The organism is Streptosporangium sp. NPDC000396, from assembly GCF_042898655.1.
In the GTDB taxonomy this organism is placed as follows: Bacteria; Actinomycetota; Actinomycetes; order Streptosporangiales; family Streptosporangiaceae; genus Streptosporangium.
In genome coordinates this window covers 155,732-168,373 of record NZ_JBIAZA010000001.1, presented here as the reverse complement: position 1 = coordinate 168,373, position 12,642 = coordinate 155,732, and the positions used below count along the sequence as shown (strand labels likewise).

Annotated in this window: 15 protein-coding genes; 14 read left to right on the top strand and 1 reads right to left on the bottom strand. The window is 70.9% G+C overall.

The window, feature by feature from the left end; translation table 11 throughout:
* The first annotated feature begins 28 nt into the window (after window positions 1-28).
* The 14 genes from ACFY2X_RS00745 to ACFY2X_RS00680 all read left to right on the top strand — a co-directional run bounded on the left by ACFY2X_RS00745 (window position 29) and on the right by ACFY2X_RS00680 (window position 10,997).
* Window positions 29-736 carry a cache domain-containing protein gene (locus ACFY2X_RS00745; protein ID WP_389930392.1) on the top strand — a complete coding sequence of 236 codons (708 nt, stop codon included), beginning with the start codon at window positions 29-31 and terminating at the stop codon, window positions 734-736.
* Window positions 726-1,073, top strand: coding sequence for a phosphoribosyl-AMP cyclohydrolase (hisI, locus tag ACFY2X_RS00740; RefSeq protein ID WP_389930387.1), 348 nt, complete (start codon window positions 726-728; stop codon window positions 1,071-1,073). The genes ACFY2X_RS00745 and hisI overlap by 11 nt, the downstream gene beginning before the upstream one ends.
* A complete protein-coding gene (locus ACFY2X_RS00735) occupies window positions 1,070-1,666 on the top strand; it encodes a Trp biosynthesis-associated membrane protein (protein ID WP_389930382.1) in 597 nt (198 codons plus the stop codon). The genes hisI and ACFY2X_RS00735 overlap by 4 nt, the downstream gene beginning before the upstream one ends.
* Before the next feature lie 78 nt (window positions 1,667-1,744).
* Window positions 1,745-2,149: a DUF4190 domain-containing protein gene (locus ACFY2X_RS00730; protein WP_389930377.1), complete on the top strand. Its 405-nt coding sequence runs from the start codon at window positions 1,745-1,747 to the stop codon at window positions 2,147-2,149.
* A gap of 73 nt (window positions 2,150-2,222) precedes the next feature.
* Window positions 2,223-2,654, top strand: coding sequence for a DUF2752 domain-containing protein (locus ACFY2X_RS00725; protein ID WP_389930373.1), 432 nt, complete (start codon window positions 2,223-2,225; stop codon window positions 2,652-2,654).
* A 169-nt stretch (window positions 2,655-2,823) separates the two neighbouring features.
* Entirely contained in the window at window positions 2,824-3,633 is an 810-nt protein-coding gene (gene trpC / locus ACFY2X_RS00720; RefSeq protein ID WP_389930369.1) for an indole-3-glycerol phosphate synthase TrpC, read from the top strand.
* 3 nt (window positions 3,634-3,636) lie between these two features.
* Window positions 3,637-4,875 carry a tryptophan synthase subunit beta gene (gene trpB, locus ACFY2X_RS00715; RefSeq protein WP_389930364.1) on the top strand — a complete coding sequence of 413 codons (1,239 nt, stop codon included), beginning with the start codon at window positions 3,637-3,639 and terminating at the stop codon, window positions 4,873-4,875.
* Between the two features lie 70 nt (window positions 4,876-4,945).
* Complete coding sequence (gene trpA, locus ACFY2X_RS00710) at window positions 4,946-5,740, top strand: tryptophan synthase subunit alpha (protein ID WP_389930360.1); 795 nt, start codon at window positions 4,946-4,948, stop codon at window positions 5,738-5,740.
* Window positions 5,741-6,378: 638 nt separating this feature from the next.
* A complete protein-coding gene (locus ACFY2X_RS00705) occupies window positions 6,379-6,870 on the top strand; it encodes a DoxX family protein (protein WP_389930355.1) in 492 nt (163 codons plus the stop codon).
* A 17-nt stretch (window positions 6,871-6,887) separates the two neighbouring features.
* Complete coding sequence (locus ACFY2X_RS00700) at window positions 6,888-7,652, top strand: thioredoxin domain-containing protein (RefSeq protein WP_389930350.1); 765 nt, start codon at window positions 6,888-6,890, stop codon at window positions 7,650-7,652.
* Window positions 7,653-7,678: 26 nt separating this feature from the next.
* Window positions 7,679-8,800 (top strand): prolipoprotein diacylglyceryl transferase, encoded by a 1,122-nt coding sequence (gene lgt, locus ACFY2X_RS00695; RefSeq protein ID WP_389930345.1) that lies wholly within the window; start codon window positions 7,679-7,681, stop codon window positions 8,798-8,800.
* Complete coding sequence (locus ACFY2X_RS00690; RefSeq protein ID WP_389930340.1) at window positions 8,797-9,516, top strand: VIT1/CCC1 transporter family protein; 720 nt, start codon at window positions 8,797-8,799, stop codon at window positions 9,514-9,516. The genes lgt and ACFY2X_RS00690 overlap by 4 nt, the downstream gene beginning before the upstream one ends.
* Window positions 9,516-10,334, top strand: coding sequence for a hypothetical protein (locus ACFY2X_RS00685; RefSeq protein WP_389930335.1), 819 nt, complete (start codon window positions 9,516-9,518; stop codon window positions 10,332-10,334). The genes ACFY2X_RS00690 and ACFY2X_RS00685 overlap by 1 nt, the downstream gene beginning before the upstream one ends.
* 39 nt (window positions 10,335-10,373) lie before the next feature.
* Window positions 10,374-10,997, top strand: a complete 624-nt coding sequence (locus ACFY2X_RS00680; RefSeq protein WP_389930330.1) for a hypothetical protein — start codon at window positions 10,374-10,376, stop codon at window positions 10,995-10,997.
* Here the strand turns inward: ACFY2X_RS00680 and ACFY2X_RS00675 are convergent.
* A complete protein-coding gene (locus ACFY2X_RS00675; protein ID WP_389930325.1) occupies window positions 10,963-12,525 on the bottom strand; it encodes a bis-aminopropyl spermidine synthase family protein in 1,563 nt (520 codons plus the stop codon). The two genes, ACFY2X_RS00680 and ACFY2X_RS00675, sit on opposite strands and share 35 nt — an antisense overlap.
* Window positions 12,526-12,642 lie beyond the last annotated feature (117 nt).

Sequence of the window (12,642 nt, the reverse complement as noted above, 5' to 3'; positions counted from 1 at the left end):
GTCAGTGTGTCTAGGGTGGTGGATCGACGTGAGTGAGCACCGTGCGCTGCTGGCCCCCGGCACCGCGGCCGAGGTGGCCGACGCCGTGGGCGAGCTCGTGGAGGGTGTCTTCACCGAGCTCCGTCACGTGCGCGACGCCGCGGCCCGCATCGTGGGCCCGGCACCGGTGAGCGCCGACCTGGCCGCGCTGCGCCCGCTGCTCTTCCCCCGGCTGGGCGGCCTGATCTCCGGCATCGGCTTCATCGCCGAGCCCGGCCTGCTCGCCGACGCGCCGTGGCACCTGGAGTGGTGGCAGGAGAGCGCCTCGGGGGAGCCCGTGCGGCTGCTGCGGGACATGAACCCCGCGAGCAGCGCGTTCTACGACTACACGCACTGGGACTGGTTCGCCGGACCGCGCTCCGGCGCCGAGCACACGCTCACCGGGCCCTACGTGGACTTCCTGTGCACCGACGAATACTCCCTCACCCTGTCCGTGCCCGTGCGGAGAGACGGGGAGTTCATCGGGGTGGCGGCGGCCGACGTGCTCGTGCGCCGCTTCGAGGTCGCGGTCTCGCCGGTGCTCCGCGGGATCCAGGGGCCCGCCTTCCTGGTCAACGCGCACGGTCGGGTGGTGGCCTCCACCACCGCCAAGTGGCTGGCCGGATCGGTCTTCCGGGGAGCCCCCGGCCTGGTCGCCCACCCGTGCCGGGGGCTACCCCTCTCCCTGCTTGCGGCACAATTGCCGCATGTCCCTTGACCCCGCCATCGCGGCACGGCTGAAGCGCACCGGCGACGGGCTGGTGCCCGCGATCGTCCAGCAATACGACACCGGCGAGGTGCTCATGCTCGCCTGGATGGACGACGAGGCGCTGCATCGCACGCTCACCACCGGCCGTGCCACCTACTGGTCGCGCAGCCGGGGAGCCTACTGGGTGAAGGGCGACACCTCCGGCCACGTTCAGCACGTCAAGTCCGCCGCCCTCGACTGCGACGGCGACACGATCCTGCTCAAGGTCGACCAGGTGGGTGCCGCCTGCCACACCGGCGACCGGACCTGCTTCGACGCCGACCGGCTGGCGGTGACCCCGGAGTGACCCCCAGAAGGGCGCTGTGGGTCTGGGTGGCCGTGTGCGCGGCGGGCTCCGCGCTCGTGCTGCTGGCGGCCGGGCGCGACTGGTTCACCGTCACGTACGGCGCGCGCACGGTCCCGGTTCCGGCCGCGGACCTGGCGCCCGCGCTCGGCCCGGCGGCCTGGGCGGGACTCGCCGCGGTGGTCGCCGTGCTCGCCACCAGGGGAGTGTGGCGCAGGGTCATCGGCGGCGTGATGGCGCTCTGCGGCGCCGGAGTGATCATCGGGGCGTGGCAGGGCGGCGGCGCGAGCGCGGCGCTGCGCGTCGCGGCCGAGCGGATCCCGATGGCCGATCCCGGCGGCCTGCACGCGGCCTCCGCCGTCGCCTGGCCGGTGACCGCCGTGGCCGGGGGGCTGTTCCTGCTGGCCGGGGGAGTCGTGGCCGCCCTCAGAGGGGGTGGCTGGCCTGGCATGTCCGACCGGTACGACCGCCCCGGACCGGGGTCCGGCGGCGAGAGCCGTACCACCGCCGGGAGCGCTCCGACCGAGCGGGCGCTGTGGGACGCGATCGACCTCGGCACCGATCCGACGGTCGACCCGGACGACAGAGAACGGTGACGGTCGCGAGTACGCGTCTTCTGAAAGCCCTGATTTCGCTAGGATTTCGCCCGCAACTCGGATAAAGGGGAGTCATTCATGAGCTATGGGAATCAGCCAGGTGGCTACGGGCCGCCGCCCGGCGGCGGCTACGGCTCCGGCGGTTATGGCTCCCCCGGCGGGTACGGCCCCCCGCCCGGCGGTGGCCACGATCCCTATGGCTATGGCGCGCAGCCGCCGCGGGGCAACAACGGCATGGCCATCGCCTCGCTGATCCTGGGCATCGTCGGGCTGTTCACGTGCGGCATCACCTCGATCGTGGGCATCATCCTCGGCCACATCTCGCTGGGCCAGATCAAGCGGACGGGTGAGGAGGGCCGCGGCATGGGGCTCGCCGGCCTGATCCTGTCCTACCTCGGCATCGCCGGCTACCTGATCGTGCTGGTGTTCTGGCTGATCGCGATCGGAGCCATCGCCGGTTCCGCCTCGCTGTCGGGTTACTGACGGGCATCCGGGCCCGTCTTGGGTATCGTGGCCGGTGACAGATCGTCACCGGCGGAGGGGTTCGGGCGGGCCGATGCTGACGGGGAAGGCCGCAGGTTTGCGGGGGGCGCGGGCACGGGCCGTGCTGGCGCCCCTCGGCGCCGCCGTGGCGGCCGGCGCCGCGGCGGCGTTCGTGGGCGTCGTGGATCCGAACGAGCCCGGGCACTACCCCGTCTGCCCGTTCCTCACGCTCACCGGGTTCTACTGCCCGGGGTGCGGCGGCCTGCGGGCCGTGCACGCGCTCGCCCACGGTGACCTTGTCGCGGCCCTGGGATTCAACCCGTTCGTCGTGGTCATGGTCCCGGTCCTGGCCTTCCTGTGGGGGCGCTGGGCGCTGCGTTCCTGGCAGGGCAGGCCGTTCAACGGGAAAGCCGTACATCCGGCCTATGTATGGCTATTTCTCGTTTTAATGATCGTTTTCTGGATAGCGAGAAATACGCCTTTTGGGGAATTTCTAGCCCCATAAGTCACCTGTGGTGTCACCCCCCGGCGGGGTGACCTCGGCAAGGCCGATAGCATCGGCTGGACAAAGGCAATCGATCGGGAGGGGCCTTACTCGTGAGCGAGTGGAGCGAGCGAACCGTGGGTATGTCAGCGTTCGCGAACTTGACCTCCGAGTTTCGCGAGGAGGGCAAGTGAGCGTGCTGGAGGAAATCCTCGAAGGCGTCCGTGAGGACCTGGCCGGCCGCCAGGAGGCCGTGTCGCTGGAGGAGCTGAAGAGGCGGGCCGAGCGGGCCCCCGCGCCCCGGGACGCCTACGCGGCGCTGGGGGGCGACCAGGTGGCCGTCATCGCCGAGGTGAAACGCTCCAGCCCGTCCAAGGGCGCGCTGGCGGCGATCGCCGACCCCGCCGCACTCGCCGGTGACTACGAGTCGGGCGGCGCCCACGTCATCAGCGTGCTGACCGAGAGGCGCCGCTTCGGCGGCAGCCTGGAGGACCTGGCCGCCGTGCGCGCCGTGGTCGACATCCCCGTGCTGCGCAAAGACTTCATCCTCACCTCCTACCAGCTCTGGGAGGCTCGGGCCTACGGCGCCGACCTGGTGCTGCTGATCGTGGCCGCGCTGGAGCAGAACGCGCTGGTCTCGCTTATCGAGCGGGCCGAGTCGATCGGCCTGACCCCGCTGGTCGAGGTGCACACCGAGGAGGAGCTCGACCGGGCGCTCGACGCCGGAGCGAAGATCATCGGTATCAACGCGCGCAACCTCAAGACCCTTGAGGTCGACCGCGAGGTGTTCGCCAAGCTGGTCTCGAAGATCCCCGAGGGCATCATCAAGATCGCCGAGTCCGGCGTGCGGGGGCCCCACGACCTGCTCGCCTACGCCAGAGCCGGAGCCGACGCCGTCCTGGTGGGCGAGAGCCTGGTCACCGGTAAGGACCCTCGGGCCGCCGTGGTCGATCTGGTCACCGCCGGAGCCCACCCCGCATCCCGACCTGAGGGGCAGTAAGCAGTGACAGACGGAACCCTTCTCACTCCTGCCGACCTCGCCGGAAACGGCGCCTACGGCAACGACCCGGACGTTCACGGCAAGTTCGGCATCTTCGGCGGGCGCTACGTGCCCGAGGCGCTCATCCCCGCGCTGGACGAGGTGGCGGCCGAATACGAGAAGGCCAAGAACGACATCGCGTTCATCCGCGAGTTCGACCATCTGCTGCGCACCTACGCCGGGCGGCCGACCACCCTCACGGAGGTGCCGCGCTTCGCCGAGCAGGCGGGCGGGGCCCGCATCATCCTGAAGCGTGAGGACCTGACCCACACCGGCGCGCACAAGATCAACAATGTGCTGGGCCAGGCTCTGCTGACCAAGCGCCTGGGCAAGACCCGGGTGATCGCCGAAACCGGCGCGGGCCAGCACGGCGTCGCCACCGCGACCGCCGCCGCCCTGATGGGCCTTGAGTGCGTGATCTACATGGGGGCCGTCGACTGCGAGCGCCAGGCGCTCAACGTCGCCCGCATGAAGCTGCTCGGCGCCACCGTCATCCCGGTCACCAACGGCAGCCAGACCCTCAAGGACGCCATCAACGAGGCCTTCCGCGACTGGGTCGCCAACGTCGACCACACCCACTACCTGTTCGGCACGATCGCCGGTCCGCACCCGTTCCCGGAGATCGTCCGCGACTTCGCCCGCATCATCGGCGTCGAGGCCCGCCGCCAGATGCTGGAGCTGACCGGCAGGCTGCCGGACGCGGTGGCCGCCGCGGTCGGCGGCGGTTCCAACGCGATCGGCATCTTCCACGCCTTCCTCGGCGACGAGGGCGTCCGGCTGCACGGCTACGAGGCCGGCGGCCGCGGTCTGGAGACCGGCGAGCACGCCCTCACGCTCACCGCGGGCTCCATCGGGGTCCTGCACGGCTCGCGCACCTACGTCCTTCAGGACGAAGAGGGACAGACGATCGAGTCCCACTCGATCTCCGCCGGTCTCGACTACCCGGGCGTCGGCCCCGAGCACGCCTGGCTCAAGGACACCGGCCGTGCCTCCTACCACGGCATCACCGACGCCGAGGCGATGGACGCGTTCGCGCTGCTCGCACGCACCGAGGGCATCATCCCGGCGATCGAGTCCTCGCACGCGCTCGCCGGAGCCCTCAAGCTCGGTCGCGAGATGGGCCCCGAGGCGACCATCCTGGTCAACCTCTCGGGCCGCGGTGACAAGGACATGGGCACCGCCATGAAGTACTTCAACCTCTGACGACCGACTTGCTTCCCCTCCGGTCACGGCCGGAGGGGACGGAGGCCACGAACCGCAACGGAACTCAACGATGACGACTCTTCAGACGGTGTTCGCCAAGGCGAAGGCAGACGATCGCGCCGCCCTCGTCGGATACCTGCCCGCCGGCTTTCCCACGAAGGACGGCGCGATCCGGGCCGCCGCCGCCATGGTGGAGGCGGGCTGCGACGTGATCGAGATCGGCCTGCCGTACTCCGATCCGCTCATGGACGGCCCGACGATCCAGGACGCCGTGCACAGGGCGCTGACCAACGGCACCCGCATCGCCGACGTGCTGCGCACGGTCGAGGGCGTGGCCGCGACGGGCGCCGCCACGCTGGTCATGACCTACTGGAATCCGATCGACCGCTACGGCGTCGAGCGGTTCGCCCGTGACCTGGCGAACGCGGGCGGGGTGGGCACCATCACCCCCGACCTGACTCCGGAGGAGTCCGGGCCCTGGCGCGAGGCCAGCGCCGACGCCGGGATCGACACCGTCTTCCTCGTCGCCCCGAGTTCTCCCGAGTCCCGCATCCGGGCCGTCGTCGACTGCTGCACCGGTTTCGTCTACGCGGCCTCGCTGATGGGCGTCACCGGCGCCCGCGAGTCGGTCAGCTCGGCCGCCCAGGGTCTCGTCGAGCGGACCCGCCTCCACACCGACCTGCCGGTCTGCGTCGGCCTGGGGGTCGGCACCGGCAAGCAGGCCGCCGAGGTGGCCCGCTACGCCGACGGCGTCATCGTCGGCTCCGCCTTCATCCGCCGTCTCCTGGACGCCCCCGACGAGGCCTCCGGCCTGGCGGCGGTGCGGGAGCTGGGCGCCGAGCTGGCGGCGGGCGTCCGCGGCTGACCGCCGCCTCCCGAGATTCTCCGCGGTGCGGCCGTCCTGGTGAACGGCCGCACCGACGATCATGATCGTTCATCCGCCTGACGCCCCGAGTTCGTGATCTGTCGTCAGTCAGGACCGGGAGCCGCCGTCCGGGCGACGCCAGGAGGCCGTCAGAGGGTCCGGCGATCCGCGGTGGACTTATCCAAGGAACGGCGAGCGCCGGGGCGTGTCCACGCCCTACAACACCGCGGAGAGGCCTTCCAGTGGGATTCGCCCGGTCCGGCCTCGTCGCGCGCGGCATGAAGGCGGGTCCGGCCGCCGTACGCGTACCCTGAAGTGGTACTTGACATGCTCTTATGGACGAATCCGGAGGTTCCAGCCGATCCGGATCCGCACCCGCGTCTCTGCTCGCAGACAAGGCACCGTGGCCCGGAGTTTCGGTTACGATTTCCCGGTTCATAGCGGCTCGGCCGGCCGATCCCGCAGGTGGGAGGCCATGGACAGGGCGACGCGGCCGTGATGCGACTTTCCTGGGATAGCACTTATATCCGTGGAAGTCAGGCCATTACGGGGGCCCGAAATAGGAGACGATTATGCTCGTGACTTCCGACAAGCCCACCTCCTTGCGATCGCGCCCAGTGAGTTCGGCGCTACTCTGGGTGACGACCACCTCTCGGCTGGTGCTCGCGGGCGTGCTGATCGTCGCAGGTTGGCAGAAGATCGGCGCGCCGGTGCTGTCCGTCCAGGCGGTCAAGGCATACGAACTGCTTCCAGACTCGCTCGCCACGGTGGTCGGCTACGGCCTGCCCATTCTGGAGATCGTCGTAGGGGTGTTGCTGGTTGCCGGGCTACTCACGCGTGTCGCGGGCATCGTCTCCGCGCTGCTCATGCTGGCCTTCGTCATCGGCATCGCCTTGGCGTGGGCGCGTGGGCTGCGCATCGACTGCGGCTGCTTCGGCGGCGACGGTCAGCTCGCGGCAGGGGAGGAGCCCGACTACCTCGTCACCATCCTGCGTGACTTCGGTCTCTTCGCGCTCGGCGCGGTCGTCGCCTGGTTCGGGCCGGGACGGCTCGCGCTGGACTCGGCGCTGGGCCTGACCTCCGTGCGAGAGCCGTACGACGGCGTCGAGGGCGAGGAGGAGAAGCCTTAGGCAAAGGAGAAGCACTGATGGGCAAGGCCGCGCGGGATCAGTCGGCGCGTGACCGGATCAAGGCGTTGCGCGAGGAGGAGCGGAAGAAAGAGCGGCTCAGGCGCATCGCGACGATCACGACCGTGGCGGTCGTCGCGCTCGGCGCCGTCGGGGCCGGCTGGTGGTTCGCCGTCCAGGGCAGCAGATCGGAGGAGGCGACCACGGCGCTGGCGCCGGTGACCGCCGCCGCCGACGGTTCTTTCGTGATGGCTCGGGAGGGCGTGGAAAAGCCGGTGCTGGACGTCTACGAGGACTTCCAGTGCCCCGCGTGCAGGCTCCTGGAGGAGACCAGCGGCGCCACGATCAAGAACCTGGCCGCCGAGGGCAAGGTCAAGGTGGTCTACCACCCCATCACGATCTTCCCGAGGGAGATGAACAAGGGCATCACCCGCGCCAACTCCCTGCGTGCCGGAGCGGCGGTTCGTTGCGTGGCGGGCGGTGCCCCGTGGATCAAATATCACGACACCCTGTTCGCCAAGCAGCCTTCGGAGACCGTCGAGGGCTTCAAGATCGAGGACCTGGTCGCCTGGGGCAAGGACGCCGGGGTCACCGACCCCGCCTTCGACAAGTGCGTGACCAGCCAGGAGAAGTCGGCCGCGCACGCCGCGTACAGCACCAAGACGATGGCCGAGGTCAAGATCAAGGGCACTCCGACGCTGCACCTCAACGGCACCGAGGTGGCCAACCAGGTGGTGTTCAGGCCGGCCGAACTGCGCCAGGCGATTCTTGATGCCGCCAAGTAGCCCGCGACACGGTAACGTCACCTGACATGCCCCTCGCCTCGATTCCCAGCCCGTCCCAAGGGGTCTGGTACCTCTTCGGAGTGATCCCCATCCGGGCCTACGCACTGTGCATCGTGCTCGGCGTCATCGTCGCCGTCATCATCGGTGAGCGCCGCTGGCGCGCCCGCGGCGGCGCGCCGGGAACGATCGTGGACCTCGCCGTCTGGGCCGTGCCGTTCGGCCTGGTCGGCGGACGTCTCTACCACGTCATCACCGACTGGCAGCTTTACTTCGGGCCGGACGCGCCCAACGAGCCGATCGAGGCGCTGTTCATCTGGAAGGGTGGGCTGGGCATCTGGGGGGCCGTCGCGCTCGGTGCCCTGGGCGTGTGGTTCGGCTGCCGCAACAGGGGGATCTCCCTGTCGGCGGTGGCCGACACCGTCGCCCCCGGCATCGCGGTGGCCCAGGCCATCGGCCGCTGGGGAAACTACTTCAACCAGGAGCTGTTCGGCAGCCCCACCGACCTGCCGTGGGGCCTGGAGATCGACCCCGACCGGCCGGGCACGGTGCCGGGCGAAGCCACCTACCACCCCGCGTTCCTGTATGAGTCGATCTGGGACCTGGGCCTGGCGTTCTCCCTGATCTGGGTGGGCCGTAAGCTGGCGCTGCGGCACGGCCGGGTGTTCGCGCTCTACGTCGCGGGCTACACCGTGGGCCGCTTCTGGATCGAGGGCCTGCGGGTGGACACCGCCCACCACATCCTCGGCCTGCGGCTCAACCAGTGGACCTCGATCATCCTGTTCGTCGCGGCGATGGCCTACTTCTGGTACGCCGGGAAGAAGACCGGTGAGGAGTCGCTCGGTGTGACGCCTGAGCCCGCCCCGGACGCGGAGGGATCCGCCGACGCGGCGAACCCGTCCGACCAGGGCGCCGACGCCGGGGAGACCGGCCAGGTCGACAATGGCGATGAGGCCGTGGACACAGCCGGAGACGAGGCCGGAAAGGAAGACGGCCCGATCGGCGTGACAGCTGACCCGGCCCCGGACCCGGCGCACCCGTCGGACCAGGCCGACGAGGATGAGAAGGACGGCGAGCCGGAGGAGTCCGGCGCCTCCGAGGAGGAGGGCGCGGCGCAAGCCGTATCCAAGGGGGAGAAAGAGAAACGATGAGCGCAGGCGAGCCCGGCGGGCGCGCTGAGATCCATCACGCGCACCGAGACGTCAACGGCGGATGGCTGCGGCCTTCGGTGTTCGGCGCGATGGACGGGCTCGTCTCGAACTTCGCCCTGATCGCGGGTGTCGCGGGCGGTACGGCCAGCACCAAGGTCATCGTGCTGGCCGGAGTGGCCGGGCTGGCGGCGGGCGCGTTCTCCATGGCCGGCGGCGAATACGTCTCGGTGGCCAGCCAGCGAGAACTCGCCATGGCCGAGATCGATGTCGAGCGGCGCGAGCTCGAACGCCACCCCGAGGCCGAGCAGAAGGAGCTCGCCCAGCTCTACGAGTCACGCGGCGTCGAGCCGGCCGTGGCGGCCGAGGTGGCCAGGCAGATCTCCCGAGACCCCGACAAGGCGCTGGAGGTGCACACCGAGGCCGAGCTCGGGGTCACCCCGGACGATCTGCCCTCGCCCAAGACCGCCGCGGTCTCTTCGTTCCTGTCCTTCAGCGTGGGCGCGATCCTGCCGCTCCTGCCGTACCTGCTGGGGGTCACCAGCCTGGTGAGCTCGGCGGTGGTCTCCTGCCTGGCGCTGTTCGGCGCGGGCGCGCTCGTCTCCAGGGTGACCGCACGCAGCTGGTGGTACAGCGGGCTGCGCCAGCTCTTCGTCGGCACGATCGCGGCCGGCCTGACCTTCGCCCTGGGCAACCTCCTGGGAGGAACCGGACTGTGATGACCACCCCCACGCGCAAGCGTCGCCGTACCCCCGCCAAGACGCAGACCTGGGGCAGCTCCCAGCTGGAGGAGTGGGGTCTGAACCGGACCCAGCAGCGGCTGCTGGTGATCATCGGATCGGTGGGCGGCGTGCTGGCCGCCGCGGCCGTCATCACCTTCATCGTCGCGTCGCTGGGCAATGACTTCGTGCCCGAGCGGGCCACCGCCGCGGCCATCTCCAGCCGGCCTCGGCCCGATGTCTACAAGGGTTGGATCTCGCCGAAGCTGTTCGCGCCGATCGCGCAGAGCAAGGCCGACCCCGCTCCGCTGACGCCGAAGGAGGTCTTCGCCGAGAAGACCCTCAAAGAGGGCGGGGTCACGCTGAAGCTGGCGGCCACCAAACTGGACGCCGACTGCTCGGCCGCGGTCTGGGGGCAGGGGCTGGCAGACCAGCTGGTCCAGGCCGGATGCACCCAGGCCGTCCGGGGCGTCTACACCAGCGCCGACGGCCGCTACGTCGCCCAGTACACCCTGCTCAACCTGCGTGACACCGCCTCCGCCGACGGGCTCGTCCAGTCGCTGACCGCGATGCACCGGGGCGGCTGGGCTCAGGCGCTGGAGTCGGACACGGCGCGCTTCCCGGCGGGTGGGCACACCGAGGCCAGCGGCCACGCCATGGGTCACTACGCGGGCCTGGTCTGGATCGGCCGCGCCGACGGTGCCGAGCCGGGACCCAAAGACGACTTCGTCTCCCTGTCCCTGACGGTCCGCGGCGCGGAGAAGGCCGTCTTCCGCCGCGTCGTCGCGGCCGGCCCCGGCGCCGCTCCGGCTCCTTGAGCCCGCACGACGCCCGCGGCACCAGTAGGCTCATTCGTCATGCGTAAGTGGATCGCCGTCGCCGCCGTGCTGCTCGCCGTCGCCGGGACGGCGGCCTTCCTGTGGCTGCGCGGCGGCGAGGACGCCCCGCGCCCGGCCACCTTCCGCAGCGAGCTGACCACGGCCCACTACGCGCCGATCGCCACCCGCGCGGCCGACCCCGACCCGCTGAGCGCCGCCGAGATGTTCCCCGCCGGGTCGGTGACCGCGGGCGGGGTCACGCTCGCGAGCAAGGGGACCGAGACGCTCACCGACTGCGTCCCGGCCGTGTGGGGGAGCGCGGCCGAGACCGCGGTCGCCGGATGCACCCAGGTGCTGCGGGCCCGCTACGCCACTCCGGACGGCCGGATCTCCGGGCAGTTCCTCGTCTTCAACCTGGCCGACTCCGCCGCCGCCGACAGGCTCGTGACGGCGTTCAAGTCCGGTGCGTTCGTACGGCCGGCCCCCGGCACCCCCGAAGGCTTCGACGGCTCCCGGAGCTGGGCCCAGGCCCGGGCCCTCGGGCACTACGTCACGGTGAGCTGGGTCGCCCCCGTGGGAGGCGCGGGCCGGGTGGACCTGACCTACCCGCAACTCGCGGTGGACAACCTCAGCCTGGCGATCCAGCGTCGCTTGGTGCGGTGAGAGAGCTCGCCACCGCGGCCGGGAGCTCCCGGAGGCGGTGAGCGGGCAGTTCGAGGACGGTGACGTCGTCGGCCCAGGGGGCGACACCGGTGATGACCGCTCTGGCCTGCTTCTTGGTCAGGTCGCCCCGGGCTCGGATGAGGGCTTCGCGCCAGGTGTTGGCGAGCTTGCCGTGGGCGTTGTCGAGGATGCGGCGCAGGATCCGTCCTTCGGCCGTCTCGGGGGGCGGCAGCCGTACGGCGTGAACCGTCGAGCCCTCGGCGGTCAGCTCGTAGACCGGTGAGAGCAGGTCGGCGGGGAGGTTCTTCGGCGGTTCGGCCAGCGTGACCTGGACCCGGCGGGCGCGGGTGGCCAGCAGGAGACGGGGGAGCGCGGCCTCCAGACCGGCGGGCACGGCTATCGCCACCTGGGCGGGATCGCTGGCATAGGGCTTGGCCAGCCAGGTCGTCAGGCGGGCCCGGGGGGTCTTCGCCAGCAGGTCTTTCGGCCACTCGCCCACCAGCACCTCCGGCGTCCGGCCGGTGGCCGGTGCAAGGGCGGGGGAGTCAGCCGGGGCGGGGGAGCCGGCCTCGATGGACTGGGGGCCATGCGTGTAGATGGCGGCGCTGAAGCCGTCGACGCGGGCGGCCACGGCGGGCCAGGTCTTGGTGGTGGGGCGGAGGATGTAGAGGTCGGCGGCGGAGCCGATGGCCTCGGCGCCGAAGTAGCGGTTGAAGTCCGGATAGATCGCCTCGCTGAGGAGGTTGAGCTGGGAGAGGGCGTTCTGCACCTTCAGGGCGAGAGCCGGTGTGCGCTCGCTCGCGCCGTAGGCCAGCAGGATGCGGCCCTGCTCGCGGTCGCGGAGCCCCTCCGCGGCGCGGGCGGTGAACAGCCCGATGCCCTCGGGGGTGTAGGGCGGGTCGGTGATCGCCAGGTCCGCCCAGGCCTGCGCGGACGGGGGCAGGCCCAGACGCAGGTCGGCCCAGCGGGTCCGCACGTTCAGGCCGAGCAGCCCGGCCTGCTCGGCGATGTAGGCGAGGATGCGCTCGTCGATGTCCACGACGGTCACCTCGACGCCCGGATGCAGCATCGCGGTGGCCAGTGAGGTCAGGTCGTGGTCGCCGACGCACAGCAGCCGGGCCCCGTCCAGCCAGAACCGGGCGTCCAGCAGCAGCGCCCGCCGGACCACGGTGTCGGCGGTCGCGGCCACGTGGTCCAGCGCCTGGCGGCCGCGGGGCGCCTTGGCGATCAGCTCGTCCATCCGCGCGACCAGGCCGGTGTGGCCGGGGAGCAGGTGCGCCACCGGGTCGGCCGGCGCGATGTCGCTTCCGGCGAGGGCGGGCATGGGCTTCCGGAGCCGGAACCGGTCACCGGAGCGCTCCAGGTCGGCCTCGCGCAGCAGGGACTCGACGGTCCGCCGCGACGTCGCGGTCTCCCGGACCAGATCAGCCAGCGTCCACCACCGGCCGTCGCCCAGCGACGCCAGCACCGCCCGCAGCCGCCTGCCGTCCACACCCGCTCGTGCGATGAGCCCTTCAAACGCTTCCATGGGGCCACCCTAGAGCCCGTACCTGGAATTTCTTGCCTCGCTGCACTGTTGAACGAAGCGGGCAAAGTAGCACTAAATGTTCGCGATGTGGACGGGGTAGGCACGTTTCCGACAGGG

What these genes read in the sequence shown, in the direction of transcription:
- ACFY2X_RS00700 (WP_389930350.1), top strand. Translation starts at nt 6,888, where the DNA reads ATGGGCAAGGCCGCGCGGGATCAGTCGGCGCGTGACCGGATCAAGGCG.
- ACFY2X_RS00730 (WP_389930377.1), top strand. Translation starts at nt 1,745, where the DNA reads ATGAGCTATGGGAATCAGCCAGGTGGCTACGGGCCGCCGCCCGGCGGC.
- trpA (WP_389930360.1), top strand. Translation starts at nt 4,946, where the DNA reads ATGACGACTCTTCAGACGGTGTTCGCCAAGGCGAAGGCAGACGATCGC.
- ACFY2X_RS00690 (WP_389930340.1), top strand. Translation starts at nt 8,797, where the DNA reads ATGAGCGCAGGCGAGCCCGGCGGGCGCGCTGAGATCCATCACGCGCAC.
- ACFY2X_RS00680 (WP_389930330.1), top strand. Translation starts at nt 10,374, where the DNA reads ATGCGTAAGTGGATCGCCGTCGCCGCCGTGCTGCTCGCCGTCGCCGGG.
- ACFY2X_RS00725 (WP_389930373.1), top strand. Translation starts at nt 2,223, where the DNA reads ATGCTGACGGGGAAGGCCGCAGGTTTGCGGGGGGCGCGGGCACGGGCC.
- ACFY2X_RS00685 (WP_389930335.1), top strand. Translation starts at nt 9,516, where the DNA reads ATGACCACCCCCACGCGCAAGCGTCGCCGTACCCCCGCCAAGACGCAG.
- ACFY2X_RS00675 (WP_389930325.1), bottom strand. Translation starts at nt 12,525, where the DNA reads ATGGAAGCGTTTGAAGGGCTCATCGCACGAGCGGGTGTGGACGGCAGG.
- lgt (WP_389930345.1), top strand. Translation starts at nt 7,679, where the DNA reads ATGCCCCTCGCCTCGATTCCCAGCCCGTCCCAAGGGGTCTGGTACCTC.
- hisI (WP_389930387.1), top strand. Translation starts at nt 726, where the DNA reads ATGTCCCTTGACCCCGCCATCGCGGCACGGCTGAAGCGCACCGGCGAC.